The organism is Brevundimonas mediterranea (genome assembly GCF_011064825.1).
Classification (GTDB): Bacteria; Pseudomonadota; Alphaproteobacteria; order Caulobacterales; family Caulobacteraceae; genus Brevundimonas; species Brevundimonas mediterranea_A.
The window spans coordinates 1,553,173-1,567,477 of record NZ_CP048751.1 but is presented as its reverse complement, the minus strand read 5'-3'; the positions used below and the strand labels follow the sequence as shown (position 1 = coordinate 1,567,477).

Annotated in this window: 14 protein-coding genes; 4 read left to right on the top strand and 10 right to left on the bottom strand. The window is 69.4% G+C overall.

Translation table 11 applies throughout. The features are described from left to right. The first annotated feature begins 59 nt into the window (after positions 1-59). Positions 60-971: a hypothetical protein gene (locus GYM46_RS07620; RefSeq protein ID WP_008262453.1), complete on the top strand. Its 912-nt coding sequence runs from the start codon at positions 60-62 to the stop codon at positions 969-971. On the opposite strand, the gene pyrF is transcribed toward GYM46_RS07620, so the two are convergent. Then, positions 972-1,703, bottom strand: a complete 732-nt coding sequence (gene pyrF, locus GYM46_RS07615) for an orotidine-5'-phosphate decarboxylase (RefSeq protein ID WP_050771580.1) — start codon at positions 1,701-1,703, stop codon at positions 972-974. It abuts the gene before it with no gap. An 88-nt stretch (positions 1,704-1,791) separates the two neighbouring features. Between pyrF and GYM46_RS07610 the strand changes: the two genes are divergently transcribed. Beyond that, the gene (locus GYM46_RS07610; RefSeq protein WP_035310495.1) at positions 1,792-2,487 is read left to right on the top strand and encodes a MarC family protein; all 696 of its coding nucleotides are present in this window, start codon (positions 1,792-1,794) and stop codon (positions 2,485-2,487) included. A 4-nt stretch (positions 2,488-2,491) separates the two neighbouring features. Here GYM46_RS07610 and GYM46_RS07605 read toward each other — a convergent pair whose 3' ends face one another. Next, positions 2,492-2,902, bottom strand: coding sequence for a metallopeptidase family protein (locus GYM46_RS07605; protein WP_008263498.1), 411 nt, complete (start codon positions 2,900-2,902; stop codon positions 2,492-2,494). 127 nt (positions 2,903-3,029) lie between these two features. Here GYM46_RS07605 and GYM46_RS07600 point away from each other — a divergent pair, with 127 nt between their 5' ends. Further along, positions 3,030-5,378 carry a sensor histidine kinase gene (locus GYM46_RS07600; RefSeq protein WP_008260927.1) on the top strand — a complete coding sequence of 783 codons (2,349 nt, stop codon included), beginning with the start codon at positions 3,030-3,032 and terminating at the stop codon, positions 5,376-5,378. Here the strand turns inward: GYM46_RS07600 and GYM46_RS07595 are convergent. Then, positions 5,375-7,024, bottom strand: a complete 1,650-nt coding sequence (locus tag GYM46_RS07595; protein ID WP_008261495.1) for a M28 family metallopeptidase — start codon at positions 7,022-7,024, stop codon at positions 5,375-5,377. The genes GYM46_RS07600 and GYM46_RS07595 overlap by 4 nt on opposite strands. A gap of 38 nt (positions 7,025-7,062) precedes the next feature. Next, complete coding sequence (locus GYM46_RS07590) at positions 7,063-8,277, bottom strand: TIGR03862 family flavoprotein (RefSeq protein ID WP_008264096.1); 1,215 nt, start codon at positions 8,275-8,277, stop codon at positions 7,063-7,065. A gap of 63 nt (positions 8,278-8,340) precedes the next feature. On the opposite strand from GYM46_RS07590, the gene greA reads away from it, so the two are divergent. Next, positions 8,341-8,820 carry a transcription elongation factor GreA gene (gene greA / locus GYM46_RS07585; RefSeq protein ID WP_035310353.1) on the top strand — a complete coding sequence of 160 codons (480 nt, stop codon included), beginning with the start codon at positions 8,341-8,343 and terminating at the stop codon, positions 8,818-8,820. A gap of 6 nt (positions 8,821-8,826) precedes the next feature. On the opposite strand, the gene GYM46_RS07580 is transcribed toward greA, so the two are convergent. From GYM46_RS07580 to GYM46_RS07555, 6 genes are all read right to left on the bottom strand, one after another. Beyond that, positions 8,827-9,240 (bottom strand): helix-turn-helix domain-containing protein, encoded by a 414-nt coding sequence (locus GYM46_RS07580; RefSeq protein ID WP_035310355.1) that lies wholly within the window; start codon positions 9,238-9,240, stop codon positions 8,827-8,829. Positions 9,241-9,260: 20 nt separating this feature from the next. Beyond that, a complete protein-coding gene (gene lnt / locus GYM46_RS07575) occupies positions 9,261-10,892 on the bottom strand; it encodes an apolipoprotein N-acyltransferase (protein WP_008261455.1) in 1,632 nt (543 codons plus the stop codon). A gap of 2 nt (positions 10,893-10,894) precedes the next feature. Continuing rightward, complete coding sequence (ybeY, locus tag GYM46_RS07570; protein WP_008262441.1) at positions 10,895-11,359, bottom strand: rRNA maturation RNase YbeY; 465 nt, start codon at positions 11,357-11,359, stop codon at positions 10,895-10,897. Further along, positions 11,356-12,342, bottom strand: coding sequence for a PhoH family protein (locus tag GYM46_RS07565; protein WP_008264329.1), 987 nt, complete (start codon positions 12,340-12,342; stop codon positions 11,356-11,358). Before GYM46_RS07565 ends, ybeY begins: the two co-directional genes overlap by 4 nt. Further along, positions 12,342-13,727, bottom strand: coding sequence for a tRNA (N6-isopentenyl adenosine(37)-C2)-methylthiotransferase MiaB (gene miaB, locus GYM46_RS07560; RefSeq protein ID WP_040349164.1), 1,386 nt, complete (start codon positions 13,725-13,727; stop codon positions 12,342-12,344). Before miaB ends, GYM46_RS07565 begins: the two co-directional genes overlap by 1 nt. A 77-nt stretch (positions 13,728-13,804) precedes the next feature. After that, positions 13,805-14,302 carry a Fur family transcriptional regulator gene (locus tag GYM46_RS07555; RefSeq protein ID WP_008259871.1) on the bottom strand — a complete coding sequence of 166 codons (498 nt, stop codon included), beginning with the start codon at positions 14,300-14,302 and terminating at the stop codon, positions 13,805-13,807. Positions 14,303-14,305: the final 3 nt, after the last annotated feature.

The following is a 14,305-nucleotide window of genomic DNA, read 5'->3' as shown; positions in this document are numbered from 1 at the left end:
CGCAATTTCGCGGGGCGCGGGACTTGCCTGAACGGAGACAATTCAGAGGAGTCTGTCCCGTGACGATACAGTCCACGATCGCGGCCGCGTCGGCGGCCCTTCTGCTTTTCGCCGCTCCCGCCCTCGCCGGTGGACCGTCCGGCGGCCATGGCGGCGGCTGTGGAAGCTGCGGCGGCGGACACGGGGGCGGGGGTCATTACGGCGGCGGCCACAACAGCAACGTCAATGTGAACGTGAATGCCGGGGCCAACGCCTCGGCCCATGCCGGCGCCGCTTCCTATTCCGCCGTCAACGCCCGCGCCTATTCCCATTCGTCCAGCTTCAGCCGCGGCGGCGGCGGCGGCGTGACCTATGTCGGCGGGGGCGGTTACGCCGACGGCGGATATTCGGGCGGCTATATTCCCGGCCCGCCCGTGAACTTCGTCGGCCCGGCCCCGGTCAGCGCCCCGGTCGGCTATCCCACCTATGGCTTCGGGCGCGACTATATCGGCTGGCGCCCTTATCAGCCGCAACGCCCGGTCGATTGCGACTGCCGCCCCGCCCCGCGCCCTGCCCATCGCGAAGACCGGTACGAAGGCCGTTATCAGGAGCGGTACGAACACTATGAGCAGCGCGGCTACGAACAAGGCGGCTATTACGAGCAGCAGCGCGCCTATGTGCAGGCTCCGATCCAGGTTCAGGGTCCGCCCGTCTATGTCGCGCCGCAGCGGATCTATGTCGCCCCCTCTCAGGTGAACATCGCGCCGCCCGAGATCGTGACCGGCCCGCCGGTCTATATCGAACAGCCGCCCGTCTATGTGCAGGCGCCGCCGGTCGAAATCGCCCCGGCCCAGATCCATGTCGCGCCGCCCGAAGTCCACGCGCCGCCGCCCGTCCAGGACTATTACGGCGACCTGCCGCCCCCCGGCTATGTCGCGCCGCAAGCCCCGCCGCGCCAGCATTACGCCCAAGAGCCGGGCGAGCGCGGCTGATCAGATCAGGGCGATGCTTTCGGCGACCGCCAGGGCGGCGGCCCGGGGATCGGCCGCCGCCGTGATCGGGCGGCCGATCACCAGATGGGTCGCGCCGGCCTGGAGCGCCGCTTCGGGCGTCGCGGCCCGGGCCTGATCGTCCAGGGCCGAGCCCGCGGGCCGGACCCCTGGGGTCACGATCAAAAAGTCCGGACGGCCGGCCTCGACCGCGATCTCGCGCACGCGCGCCGCCTCATGAGGGCTGGAGACGACGCCATCGATCCCCGCCTCCAGCGCCTGTCGGACCCGGCGCTCGACCAGGTCGGCCGGCGACAGGCTGTGATCGTCGGCGGCCAGATCCTCGGCCGTCAGACTGGTCAGGACCGTGACCCCCAGCACCTTCAAGCCCGATCCCGCCACGCCGCGCGCCGCCGCCGCCATCACCTGGGGCCGGGCGTGAACGGTCAGCAGGTCGCAGCCGGCGTCCGCCAGATTGGCCGCCGCCTTCTCGACCGTGGCGCCGATGTCGTGCAGCTTCCAGTCCAGAAAGACCTTGCGTCCCTCGGTCTTCAGGTCACGCGCCAGGTCCATGCCGCCCGCCGCGAACAGCTGCAGCCCGATCTTGTAAAAGCCCACCGCGTCCTGGACCCGCGCGACCAGGGCGGCCGCCTCGGCGATGGTCGGGACGTCCAGGGCGCAGATGATCCGTTCGTCTGGACCGCGATTGGGGGCCAAGGTTTCGGTCTGGGTCATCGACGGACTCGCGCTGAGCGGCTATGCGAGGACGCAAGGGGTGCGTCGGCGCGGCCGGCGTGTTGAATTTCAAGAGCGAGGCGAGGCGATGAACGCGGTCGATCTGGGTGTCAACCTGTTCGTGACCCTGTTCGCCCTGCTGGATCCCATCGGCAATCTGCCGATCTTCGCCGCCGCCACGGCCGGGGCGACGCTGCGCCAGCGGATTTCGGTCTCGGCCCTGATCTGCACCTTCGCCGCCGTCTTCCTGGCCTTCTTCCTGTTCACCGGCCTGGGCCTGCTGCAGTTCTTCGGCATTTCGCTGGCGGCCTTCCGGATCGCGGGGGGCATATTGCTGCTGCTCCTCGGCCTGGACATGGCGCGCGGCGACTTCCTGGCCCTGTTCGCGGACAAGGACGCCATCGCCGACAGCCAGGATGTGCGCGGCTACGCCCGTCGCCGGTTCCAGCGCCTGGTCGTGCCCTTCGCCATACCGTTGATGATCGGCCCCGGCGCCATTTCGGCGGTCATCATCCAGGCGGGCGAGGCGGCCAAGCTGGGTTATGCCGGAACCATGGGATCGCTGGTCGCCATCGCGGCCGCCTGCGCCGTCTCCTTCGTCTGTTTCGCCATGACCGGATCGCTCAGCCGCCTGTTGGGCGAGGTGGGCATGGCCATCATCGTGCGCGTCCTGGGCCTGATCCTGTGCGCCCTGGCGATCCAGTTCATCCTGCTGGGTCTGGGCGAGGCCATCCCCGGCATGATCTCGGGGGCGGTGACGACCCCCTACCCGGCCACGAAATAAGGCTTCAGTCGGCGTCATCCTCGATGGCGTGGATATCGTCGTCGGACAGGCCGAAATGGTGGCCGATCTCGTGGATCAGGACGTGGGCGATCAGTTCGGCCAGGCCGACGTCGCCGCGCTCGCACCATTCGTCCAGGATCGGACGGCGATACAGGAAGACCCGCGACGGCTCCGCCGCCGGTCCCAGGCTGTCGCGTCGGCCGATGTCCACGCCATGATACAGGCCGGTCAGTTCGAACGGATCCTCGATCTCCAGATCCGCCAGCGTCTGTTCGTCGGCGAAATCGTCGATGCGGAACACCACCTCGCCCGCCGCCGCCCGGAACTCGGCCGGCAGGGCGTCGAACGCCTCGCGCGCCAGTCGGGCGAAATCGTCGAGGGAGGGGGCGAAGAGATCGGCGGTCGCGTCGGTCATGCCTCCGCTATCGCCGTCTGGGGCCCGCCATGCAACGGGGCGCGATGACGCGACGAAGACTGACTTTTTCTGGCCGGGTTTGCGGTATGGTGAACGCCGAATCAGGTCGCGGGACCCAGGGACAAGAATGGCCGAGGCCGACATCGCCTATGTCGCCACTGCGGGCGCAGCCGGGCTAGCCCTGGCGGTCAGCGCCTGGGCTCTGCGTCTGCGCGCCAGGCTGAACGCCGCCACGGCCCTGGCTGAGGGCGAGCGGGCGGCGGCCGTCGCCGATCTCAGCCGCCACGACAGCATGTTGCGCGCCTTCGACGACGTCAGCCTGGCCCTGACCCCCGAAGGCGAAGCCAGCGGCGCCCCCATCGGCCCGCCCGAACTGATCGATCGCCTGACCGAGGCCAGCGGCGATACGGCGGGACACGCCCTGCTGACCCGGCTGAAGACCTCCTATGTGGTGCTGATCGACGGTCTGGTGACGGCCGGCAAGGCGTTCGAAGGTCTGATCGAACTGGGCGACGTCGAACCCTGGCGGATCGAGGGACGGGTGGCCGGCGGCGGCGCCTGGCTGAGACTGTCACCGGCGTCGCGCGTCATGCTGACCGGCGCCGACGCGACCGAGAGCGGCCTGGCCCTGCTGGGCGACGCCTCGCCGATCCCGACCTGGGTGGTGGACGGCGCCGGCAAGCTGGCCTGGGCCAACCGGGTCTGGCTGCACGAGATCGGCGCCGACAGCGTCGAGACGGCGCGGAACAAGGGCCTGTCGTTCGACCGGGGCGCCGACGCCCTGGTCGCAGAAGCCGGGCGGCTGGGCGTGCGCCAGGAGGGCTTCCGCTGGACCACCGGCGGCGGCCATCGCCGCGCCTGGCGCATCATCGCCGAACCAGCCGGCGGCGGCGCCGTCACCGCCTTCGCCATCGAGGTGACCGAGGCGGAGGAGACACGCGACACCCTGCGTCGCCACGTCGACGCCCATGACGAGACGCTGAACCATCTGGCTGACGCCGTGGCCATCTTCGGCCCATCCAAGCGGCTGGCTTTCCACAACACCGCCTTCCAGACCCTGTTCGACATCGACCCCGCCTGGCTGGATGAACGCCCGACCCACGCCGAACTGCTGGATCGGCTGCGTCAGCGCCGCCGCCTGCCCGAGGTCATGGACTATGCGGGCTGGAAGGCGCGCGAGCTGGAATTCTATGGCGCGTCCCAGGCCTCGCCCGACGACAGCTGGTCGCTTCCGGACGGCCGCACCCTGCGGGTCGTGCGCCAGCCCCATCCGCTGGGCGGCATATTGCTGATCTTCTCGGACATCACCGACGAACTGAACCTGAGAAGCCGGTTCAACGCCCAGATTCAGGTCCAGACGGCGACCCTGGACAAGCTGAACGACGCCGTCGCGGTGTTCGGTTCGGACGGACGGCTGCGGTTGCACAACGAGGCGTTCGAGACCTTCTGGAAACTGTCGGCGGAACAGATCGCCGGCTCGACCGACTTCGACGCCCTGGCCGAACTGTGCAAGGCCGTCCTGCCCGATCCTGCCCTGTGGCTGGGTCTGAAGGCCCGCGTCGCCGATCCCGATCCCGAAAGCCGGGTCGCCATATCGGGCGAAGGCCGCACCATCGACGGCCGGATCGCGGCCTGGCAGACCCGTCCCCTGCCCGACGGCGCCACCCTGGTCGCCTTCTCGGACATCACGGCCCGGCGCGGTCTGGAACAGGCCCTGGTTCAGCGGGAACAGGCTCTGGCCGAGAGTCAGGCGTTGAAACGCGAGTTCGTCGGCAGCGTCTCCTATGAGCTGCGCACGCCGCTGACGACCATCGTCGGCTATTCCGAGCTGCTCGAGACCATGGGCGACCTGCCGGAACGCGGCCGCCAGCACGCCGGCGCCATCCGCGTCGCCGCCAGCCAGTTGGCCCGATCCATCGACGACGTCCTGGACATGGCCCAGATCGACGCCGGCGAGATGGAGCTGTCGCTGGGCGACGTGCGCGTTCAGGATCTGCTGGAGCAGGCCGCCGAACGGGTGCGCGCCAAGGTCGAGGGCCGGGGCGCGACCCTGACCGTGACCTGCCCGCCTGGTCTGAAGCCGATCCGCGCGGACGACCACCGTATCGGCCAGGCCCTGAACCACCTGCTGGAGAACGCCGCCCGCGCCGTGTCCGAAGGCGGCGCCGTGACCCTGTCGGCCGAGATGGCCCCGTCGGAAATGCGGGTGACCGTGTCGGATTCGGGACGCGGCATCCCCTATCACCTGCAGGCCCACGTCTTCGACCGGTTCGTGCGGCGCGAGCGCGGCGGCCCCGGCGTCGGCCTGGCCCTGGTCAAGGCCCTGGTCGAGCTGCACGGCGGCTGGGCCGAGGTCGAGAGCGAGCCGGGCAAGGGCGCCGCCTTCATCCTGCACCTGCCGCTGGGCGCCGCGACCAGCGCCGCCGCGCCCGAGCTGCAGCTCGTCGTGCCCTCCTTCCAGACGGCGGCCTCTTAGGGCCGCAGAGCCTTGGACTGAGCCCGCGCAGGGCCGAACTCGGCGCCGGGGTTCCATTCGGGCCAGACGTCGGACTGGGCCAGGTCGCGGCCGACGGCGTAGATCAGGGCCACGTCCGCAGCGGCGGCGTCCATGCGCCAGGTCGCATCCCATGCGTCCGACGGCTGGTGATAGCGGTTCTGGACATAGTCGCGGCTGGCGGCGCTGGCGCCGGTGAAGCCGGCGGCCGGGAACAGGGCCGGCACGCCCTTCAGGGCCAGGGGGAAGTGGTCCGAGCGATAGAAGGCGCCGGCCTGGGGCGCGGGATCGGCGATCAGGGTGCGGCCGGTCGCGGTCGCATGGCGGGCCAAAACCTCGTCCAGCTGGTTCTTGCCCTTGCCGATGACGACGACATTGGGGTCGATCTCCGTTCCCGGCAGCAGGCTGTCGACATTGATGTTGGCCACGGTCGTCTCCAGCGGCCAGACCGGATTGGCGGCGTAATAGGTCGAACCCAGCAAGCCCGCCTCCTCGCCCGACCAGGCGGCGAAGACCACCGAACGTTTCGGACGCGGCGCGTCCGCGAAGGCGTGGGCCAGCTCCAGCAGGGCCGCCACCCCGGTCGCATTGTCCACCGCCGCATTATAGATCGTGTCGCCCGAGGCGTCGGGCGTGCCCACGCCGTAACCGTCCCAGTGGGCGCCGTACATGACGGTCTCGTTGGGTCGTTCGGAGCCGGGTATGCGGGCGATGACGTTCCTGGTCTCCACCCGGTCGGCGATCTGTCCGAAATCGACGCTCATCGTCATCCCCGGCAGGACGACAGGTTTGAAGTCCGCGCTGCGGGCGCCCGCCTTCAAGGCTTCGAAGTCCAGGCCCGCGGCGGTGAACAGTTCCTCGGCCTTGGCCCGCTGGATCCAACCCTGGAAGGGGGCGCGCTCGGCGTTCGGGTCGGCGCGGACAATGTCGAACTTAGGCGCGGCCGATGAGTTCTGCAGCACCGACCAGCCATAGCCGGCGCCGGCCGTCTCATGCACCACCAGCACGCCCGCCGCGCCGCGACGGCCGGCCTCGAGGAATTTATAGGTCCAGCGGCCGTAGAAGGTCATGGCCTTGTCGTCGAACTTGCCGGCCACCGGATCCCCCGCCGGGGCTTCGAAATCCGGATCATTGACCAGGACGATGAGGACCTTGCCCCGCACGTCCACGTCCTTGAAATCATCCCACTGGCGCTCGGGCGCAGTGGCGCCATAGCCGACGAAGACGACGGGGGCGTCGGTCACGGCGATATGGTCGGTGGGACGGTCGCTGGAGACCAGGACGTCCGGCCCCCGCTCCAGTGCGATCGTACGGCCGCCGACCTGGGCGGCGACGGTCGCGGGGCCGTCCTGGCGCGTGCGCGACAGATGGGCGATCTGGACGAAGGACCCGTCCGAGCCGCCGCCCTCGGCGCCGGCGGCGCGGAATTGTTCGACCAGCCAGGCGACGGTCTTCTCCTCACCCGGCGACGCGGGGGCGCGGCCTTCGAATTCGTCCGAGGCCAGCACCCGCACCGCCTCGTTCATCCGGGCGGCGTCGATGTCGGGCGCGGCGGCGTCACCGGCCTGGGCCGAAGAACAGGCCATCATCAGGGCGAGGGCGGAAACGGCGGGCAGGGCGTGGCGCATTGGGAACTCCTAACGGCGAGCCCTCGACCCTGCCCCTCTCAGCCCCGGCTGTCGAGCCAATCGACAAGGCCGCGCGCCGCCTGGGCGCCCGAGGCGAAGCTGGCCTGGAGCAGATAGCCGCCGGTCGGGGCCTCCCAGTCCAGCATCTCGCCGGCGACGAAAACGCCCGGTCGCGCGACCAGCATCAGCCGTTCGTCCACCCCGTCCAGCGCCACCCCGCCGGCGGAGGAAATCGCGCGCTCCAAACCCTGTACGCCGGTCAAGGTCAGGGGCATGGCCTTGATCCGTTCGGCCAGGGCTCGGGGGGAAACCGGCAGAGGGCCGGCTTCATACAGCAGGGCGACGGCGACCGGCTCAAGCCCCACCACCTTGCGCAGATGGTTGGACAGGCTGGCCTTGCCCCGGGGTTTCGACAGCCGGTCGGTCAGTTTTCCGACCGCGACGTCCGGCTTCAGATCGATGTGGACATCCGCCCGCCCGTCCGCCTCTATTGACGCCCGCAGCGCGGCCGACAGGGCGTAGACAGCGCCGCCTTCGAGGCCGTAGCGGGCGATCATGGCCTCGCCGCGCGCTGTCCTGCTCCCATGCGTCACAGCGACGCCCTTCAGCGGCTGACCGGCGAACCGGTCGCGGAACAGGGAGGACCAGGCGAAATCGAAGCCGACATTGGCGGGGCGGAAGGGCGCGACGGCGACCCCGCCGGCCTCAAGCCAGGGCTTCCACGCGCCGTCCGAACCCAGGCGCGGCCAGCTGGCGCCGCCCAGGGCCAGGACCACGGCGTCCGGCCGTTCCAGCCGCTCTCCGTCCGGCGTCTCGAACGCCAGGGCCCCGTCGCGCCAGCCGACCCAACGCGACCGGATGCGGATCTCGACGCCCAGATCACCCAGTCGCGCCAACCAGGCCCGCAGCAGGGGCGAGGTCTTCATTGCGCGGGGAAACACCCGCCCGCTGGACCCGATGAAGGTCGGCTGGCCCAAGCCCTCGACCCAGGCGGTGAGGTCGGCGGGCGTGAAGGCGTCGATCCAGCGCGCGACCGGCGCCTGGGCCGAGCCATAGCGGGTCAGGAACCGATCCAGCGGCTCCGAATGGGTCAGATTCAGTCCGCCGCGACCGGCCATCAAGAATTTGCGCGCGACGGACGGCATCCGCTCGTGAACCACGACGCTCAGACCCGCCTGGGCGAGGCGTTCAGCCGCCATCAGTCCTGCGGGGCCGGCGCCGATGACATGGACTTCACGTTTGGATTGGGTCATCCCCCGCTTTGCCCGCTCGCGGCGACGCTGGCTATAGGGACCGGCGTCGCTATGTTCCGAACCATGAGCGTTGCATTCACCCGAGAAGAAGATCTGGAAGCCACCGCCGCCGACCTGGCGGACCGGCCGATCTCACCCCACCCCAATCTGGTCACGCCCGAAGGCCTGGCCCTGATCGAAGCCGAACTGGCCGCCGCCCGCGCCGCCTATACCGCCGCCCAGGTGAAGGGCTCGATCGAAAGCGACCGCACCGCCATGGCGCGCGCGACGCGGGACCTGCGCTACTGGTCCGCCCGCCGCGCCTCCGCCCAACTGCAGGAGCCCACCGCAGACGACGGCGGAGTGCGCTTCGGCGGTTCAGTCTCCATCGAACGCGAGGACGGCCGGACCCAGACCTGGCGGATCGTCGGCGAGGACGAGGCGGATCCGGCCAAGGGCTCGGTCAGCCATGTCTCGCCGCTGGCCCGCGCCCTGCTGGGCAAGCGGATCGGGGACGAGGCCGTGGTGGCGGGACAGTCGGTAGAGATCACAGCCGTCGGCTGATCGGGCTCAGCCCGGCTTGTCGGCGCCCTCGCCCAGCATTTCGCGCATCATGTCCAGGATCAGCTTCTGGTTCCGGGCCGGCAGGCGCGGGGCCAGGCGGGCGATCTCGACACTGTGTTTCGTCGGCTTGTGCTCGTGGTCGAAGCCGGGCGCCTCTTCTTCCCCCACGCCCGGCTGGGCGTCGTGGAAACCCTGGAAGAAGAAGGGGATGTCCACCTTCATGAACTCGGCCATCTCGAACAGCTTCGAGGCCGAGACGCGGTTGGCGCCCTTCTCGTACTTCTGAACCTGCTGGAAGCTGACGCCGACCGCGCGGGCCAGGGCGGTCTGGGTCAGTCCCAGATCAAGGCGTTTTTCCTGAACGCGGCGGCCGACGTGGCGATCAACGGGATGCGGCTCCTCGAGCTTCTCACGCGCCATGCCGTCCCCGCCCACTCAAATCACTGACCGATTCGAGGAACCCTAGTTCTTAGAATCAGCGGCCACAAGCCGGCGAGCGCGGCGGCCAGCAGGGCCGCCAGGAAAGGCCAGTCGCCCAGTCGTCCATAGGGGGTGACGCCGGTCGGGCGCGGCAGGGGGGCGTCGATCACCCCCATGACGCCGGGGTCCAGACGCTGCCCGTCCACAATCCGGCCCCAGGGGTCGATCATGGCCGAAATTCCCGTCGGCGTGGCCCGGGCGATGGGCAGTCCGGTTTCGATGGCGCGATAGCTGGCCAGGTTCAGATGCTGGCGGGGACCCGAGGTCGCCCCGAACCAGGCGTCGTTGGAGGCGTTGACGATCCAGTCCGGCCGACCCGCCGCGCCGGGGGTGAAGCCGGGATAGAGGCTTTCATAGCAGATCAGCACCTGGACCGGCGGCGCGCCTGGAATCCGGATCGGCGCCGGGGTCGGTCCGGCGGTGAAATCACTGGGCATATGCACCAGGCTGCGCAGGCCGATGGCGGTCATGACCGAACCCAGCGGCAGATATTCGCCGAACGGGACCAGCCGGTGCTTGTCATAGACGGCGGCGATCCGAAGGCCGGGCCCGCCTTCATCGGCCAGGGCGAACAGACTGTTGTAGTAGCGGCCGCCTCCCGGCGCCGTCAGATCCGCCTCGCCGCGCGCCAGCCCCATCAACAGGGTCTGACCCGGCCGCAGGGCGTCGGCGATGGCCGTCGCATCTGTCGAGGCGAAAACCTCGTTGGCCGAAGCCGGCAGGGCGCCCTCGGGCCAAACCACGACATTCGGAACCCGGGCTCCGGGCTGGCCGGTCAGGGCCACATAGCGATCCACAATGGAGCGATAGGTCTCCGGCGACCATTTCGTCTCCTGTTTCACATCGGCCTGGACCAGGCGGACCAGGGTGTCGGTGAACTGCAGATCGGCCTGGGCCAGCCGCACGGCGCCGAAGACGCCCGCCGAAACCAGGGCCAGGACGCCCAGTCCTGCCGAGATCAGACGGCTGCGCGTCGCGCCGGGGCCGACCAGAGGGGCCAGGGCGGCGGTGGCCGCGACCGTAACGAGGCTCAGTCCATAGACGCCGACGACCGAGGCGAATTGCGACATGCCGCCCCCTGCCCGCCAGGTCGCCCCGGCCGGATTCCAAGGAAAACCGGTCAGCACATGGCCGCGCAGCCATTCGGCGGCGCAGAACAGGGCGGCGAACAGCAGGACCCGGACCACCCCGACGGGGGCGAGCCGGCGATAAAGGGCGCAGGCGGCCCCCCAGAACAGGCCGATCCCGGCGGGCAGCAGGCTGGCGGCGAAGGGCGCCATCCAGGCCTGTTCTGGATTGACGAAAAAGGCTTCCGCCACCCACCAGCAGCCGATGAAGAAATAGGCGAAGCCCGCCAGCCAGCCCATCCAGAAGGTGCCGCGCGTCGTGTCCGACCGCTCGGACAGGATCATCAGCAGCGGATAGCCCAACAGGCCGAACAGCAGGCCGAACGGCGGATGGGCCAGGGCTGTTCCCGCACCGGCCACCAGGGCCAGGCCGATGCGGATCAACCGCCAGGTCAGGGCGCGCCGCCGCTCGGGCAGGGCGCGGATACGGGCGGCGAACCGGTCCAGGGCGGCGTCGGGAAACATGATCAGGCGTCCTGCCCAGAGTCAGAGGAATCGGCGGCGTAAGGGTCGGAGACGCCCAGTTCCGCCAGGATCTCGCGCTCCTCGGCCTCCATTTCCTCGGCCTCCGCATCGTCCTCGTGGTCACGCCCCAGAAGATGCAGGACGCCGTGGACGACCAGATGGCTCAGATGGTCCGACAGGGTCTTGCCCTGGGCCTGGGCTTCGGATGCACAGACGCCGTAGGCCAGGACGATGTCGCCCAGGTGCGGGGCGGCGCTTTCGGGCGCGGGGAAGGACAGGACATTGGTCGGCCGGTCCTTGTCCCGGAACCGGGCGTTCAGTTCCCGCACCGCCTCGTCGTCGGTCAGAAGTACGACCACATCGCCCGCGACGGCGCCAAGCGCGGCCTCGGCCGCCTTCGTCACCACCGCCTCGGTTTCCGGCAGGGCGCCGGTCCAGGCCTCGGCCTCGACTTCGATCTCGATCATGCGGGGTCTTCAAGGTCCGGAGTCGGGCGACCTTTTGCGGCGTCGGCGTCATAGGCGCGCACGATCCGCTCGACCATGGCGTGACGCACCACGTCCGAGGCCTCGAACTTCAGGATGCCGACGCCCTTGACCCCGTCCAGTATGCGCAGGGCGTGGGCCAGGCCGGAATCGCGGGGATTCAGCAGGTCGATCTGCGACGGGTCGCCCGTCACCACCATCCGCGCGCCCTCGCCCAGGCGGGTCAGGACCATCTTCATCTGCAGGCGCGAGGTGTTCTGCGCCTCATCGACGATGACGAAGGCGTGGCTGAGGGTGCGGCCGCGCATGAAGGCGATGGGGGCGGCCTCGATCTCGCCCTTGTCGCGGCGGCGCTGCACGTCCTCGGCGCCGAGGATGTCGTTCAGGGCCTCCCAGATCGGGGCCAGATAGGGATCGACCTTCTCGTTCAGGTCGCCGGGCAGGAAGCCCAGTTTCTCGCCCGCCTCGACCGCCGGCCGGGTGATGACCAGACGGTCCACCTGGCCGCGCCGCAACAGGGAGGCGCCATAGGCGGCGGCCAGGAAGGTCTTGCCGGTGCCGGCCGGGCCGACGCCGAAACTGAGTTCGCACCGGCCCAGCATGTCCAGATAGGCGGCCTGGGCCTTGGTCTTGGGCACGATGGCGCCGCGCTTGCCGCCCGGAAGCGACACCCCCGCCGCCGCCATGCCCGGCGTGCCCTTGCCGCCCCGCGCCTGGCCCAGGGCCGCGCGGACATCGGCCTCGGTCACCTCGGCGCCCAGGGCCGCGCGCTTGGCCAGATCCTCGATCACCTGGCGGGCGTCCGAGCGGTCGCGGGTGCCGCCGTTGACCGAGACCCCGCCGCCCGGCGCCTCGACCAGCACCTTGAAGGCGTCCTCGATCAGGGCGACGTGACGACTGTTCGGCCCGATGACGGCGCGCAGTTCGGCGTCGTTCAGGGGGACGAACTCGGATTCTCGCGCCATCAAGCGGCCTTTTCTGCTGGGGCCGCCGCCTCCGGGGCGACGAGCCGACCGGTCAGGCTGTTGTGCTGGCCGGCGATGATTTCGACCGGAACGATCCGGCCGATCAGATGATCCGCGCCATCGACGTGGACCGACTGAAGATATGGGGATCGTCCGACCGCTTGGCGACGGCTGCCGTGACGGCCCTTGCGATCAAACAGCACATTCAGGGTCCGCCCCGCCTGCGCGGCGTTGAAGGCGATCTGCTGTTCGGTGAGCAGTTCGATCAGACGGTGCAGCCGATCCTTGGCGACCTCCGGCTCGACCTGTTTGCCCATGCCGGCGGCCGGTGTGCCGGGGCGGGGTGAATACATGAAGGCGAAGGCCGAGGCGTAGTTCACCCGCCGCACCAGATCGAGCGTGTCCTCAAACTCGCGGTCCGTCTCGCCGGGGAAGCCGACGATGAAGTCGCCGGCCATGGCGATGTCGGGCCGGGTCGCGCGGATGCGGTCGATCAGGTCGAAATAGGTCTGACGCCCGTGTTTGCGGTTCATCAGCCGCAGAATCCGGTCGGAGCCCGCCTGAACCGGCAGGTGCAGATAGGGCATCAGGGCGTCCAGATCGCCGTGGGCCGCGATCAGGTCGTCCGACATGTCGTTGGGATGGCTGGTCGTATAGCGAATCCGGTCCAGGCCGGGGATCTCGGCCAGGGCGTAGGCCAGCTCGACCAGGCTCGACTTTCGGCCATCGGGCCGTTCGCCGTCATAGGCGTTGACGTTCTGGCCCAGCAGGGTGACTTCGCGCACGCCGCGGCCGGCCAGGGCCCGCGCCTCTTCCAGCACCGAGGCCAGAGGACGCGACCATTCGGCGCCGCGCGTATAGGGCACCACACAGAAGGTGCAGAACTTGTCGCAGCCTTCCTGCACCGTCAGGAAGGCGGTCGGGCCCTCGGTAAAGCGGGCGGCCGGCAGGGCGTCGAACTTGTCGTCGGGGGCGAAGTCGGCGCCGATCCGTTCGCCTCGCGCCCGCGCCGTGCGGGTCAGAAGTTCGGGCAGCTGATGATAGGCTTGGGGGCCGACGACGATGTCGACCGCGGGCTGGCGCTTCATGATCTCTTCGCCCTCGGCCTGGGCCACACAGCCGGCGACCGCGATGGTCAGGTCGCCGCCGGTCTCGCGCTTGATGTCGCGAAGTTCGCGCAGCTTGCCCAGCTCGGAATAGATCTTCTCCGCCGCCTTCTCGCGGATGTGGCAGGTGTTCAGGATGACGAAATCGGCGGCCCGGACATCCTCGGTGACGGCATAGCCCAGAGGGCGCAGGACGTCGGCCATGCGCTCTGAATCATAGACGTTCATCTGACAGCCGTAGGTCTTGATGAAAAGGCGCTTTGACGGCGCCTCCAGCATCGCTTCGGCTTCTTGAACCCGGATTTCGGTCATGCCGGGCTTATGATCGCCCGGACAGGCGACGACAAGACCGAGGCTCAGCCCGCATCCACGTCTGCGGGCAGATCGGCGGGGTTTACGCGGGCGGCATGGCGCTTGAAGATCAGCCCCTCGCGCTTGGACGGTTCAGCGCCTTCGATCGGCACGCCGTACAGTTCCAGCTTGTGACCGATCAGTTCAAAGCCCAGCCGGTCGGCGATCTCGGTCTTCAGCTTCTCGATCTCGGCGTCGAAGAACTCGATCACCTCGCCCGTCTTGGTGTCGATCAGGTGGTCATGGTGGTCGTCGCCCGCCTCCTCATAGCGGCTGCGTCCGTCCCCGAAGTCGTGCTTCTCGACCACGCCCGCCTCTTCGAACAGGCGCACGGTGCGATAGACGGTGGCGATCGAGATGTGCGGATCGATGGAGGAGGCGCGGCGATACAGCTCCTCCACATCCGGGTGATCTTCCGCCGATGACAGCACCCGGGCGATCACCCGACGCTGTTCGGTCATACGCATGCCGCGGTCGGCGCAGAGTTTTTCGATCCGGTCCATGAC